2 protein-coding genes and 1 pseudogene are annotated in these 1,293 nt (G+C 57.2%); all 3 read left to right on the plus strand.

The genetic code is table 11. The features are described 5' to 3' along the window. Positions 1–368: pseudogene (locus tag AB6E51_RS24435) on the plus strand (TIGR03752 family integrating conjugative element protein); the annotation flags it as partial. Further along, entirely contained in the window at positions 355–783 is a 429-nt protein-coding gene (locus AB6E51_RS24440) for a TIGR03751 family conjugal transfer lipoprotein (protein WP_154724090.1), read from the plus strand. The pseudogene AB6E51_RS24435 and the gene AB6E51_RS24440, both read left to right, overlap by 14 nt. Next, a partial coding sequence (locus tag AB6E51_RS24445; RefSeq protein WP_372140316.1) for a TraC family protein occupies positions 783–1,293 on the plus strand: 511 nt, incomplete at its 3' end. The genes AB6E51_RS24440 and AB6E51_RS24445, both read left to right, overlap by 1 nt.

Raw genomic sequence — 1,293 nt, forward strand, 5'->3', positions numbered from 1 at the left:
CCGGGGAGCGCATCTCGAATGCACCTGAATACCTCACCACCAAAGGATTGCTTGACGCGGCCTCGGCAGCGGCCAATGCGGTGGCGATTTCACAGCAGACCATTTCGGTCGATGGCTCAACCAGTACCTCGGCCTTGACGGGCAATGCGGCGAAAAACGCCGCCGCAGAGTCAGCGGCCGCCTTCACGAGCACCGTTTCAGAGTTTATTGAGGCCCGCATGGGCTCAAGCTTTGATGTGGTGTACACCCCGCCCGGCACCAAAGCCAGTATTCACCTTCGAAAACCCGTGACGCTGCGCGCACCAGCGATACCTGTACGCGTGCGTTACGACACTCAAACCCAAGGAGCGACGTATGAATTACCGTAACCTTATCAGCGCGATGAGCCTGCTCGGATTACTGGGCTGCTCAACGTCGCAAGACGACACTTTACCCAGACCCCAAACGAGCTCAGAGCAAGTGTGGCACAACCAAATGTCGGGCGGTGGTCAAAGTGTTGGACAAGGCGGTGATGCGCTCAGCCAAACGCAAGGCGAGCTGCGCGTGCCTCTTGATATGACCACATTGGCGCAGCGCCAAAGCGACTACACCCGAGACAGCTGGCGTGAAGCGACCAACGTTTTTCCAAGGCTGCCTAACCCGGATGTGGTGCTCTATGTTCTGCCGCATCAATCGGGCGCGCTGCCGGTGCCTGGATACAGCACCGTCTTTCCCTTGTATGAGCGCGTGCATTACGCCGCGCCTCAAGACAGTCCGGCTAATCTGCCCAAGGAGCGTTGGTAATGTTGAAAAAAATGCGTCATGCCATCACCCACTTTTTTACCGAAGGTAAAGCGCTGGAAGCCCCACCAATAGATTACAGCGTACCGCCGTCGTTTGCCGCCAAACTGCCTTGGATTGAAATCAGCGATAAAGGTCTGGTGCAACTGGAAGACGGTCGTTCGATGGGCCTGTTTTTTGATATTACGCCGCTGGTCACGGAAGACAAAACGCAAGCGCAGCTTGAGCGAGTCGTATCGAGTGTCGCCCACACCCTCACCGCCTTGATTGACGAAGAGAACCCGTGGGTGGTGCAGTTGTTTGCCCGTGATGTCGACCGATTTGAGGATGCCCATGAGACGTTACTCAACAGTGCGCGCGTTGATGATGAATTCACCCGCGCGGTGCTCGATGAAGACCGCCGCCATTTCGAACTGATAGGGCGAGAGCAAGGTATCTTTGCGGTGGACGGTCGTCCGTGGCGCGCCCGCGAGCGCCAAGTTCGTCTCGCTATTTATCGCTGGCTCCCCGAAG

This window comes from Vibrio sp. 10N.247.311.47, assembly GCF_041467535.1.
GTDB classification, from domain to species: domain Bacteria; phylum Pseudomonadota; class Gammaproteobacteria; order Enterobacterales; family Vibrionaceae; genus Vibrio; species Vibrio crassostreae_C.

Coding starts and splice junctions, on each gene's coding strand:
- AB6E51_RS24440 (WP_154724090.1), top strand. CDS start 355: ATGAATTACCGTAACCTTATCAGCGCGATGAGCCTGCTCGGATTACTG.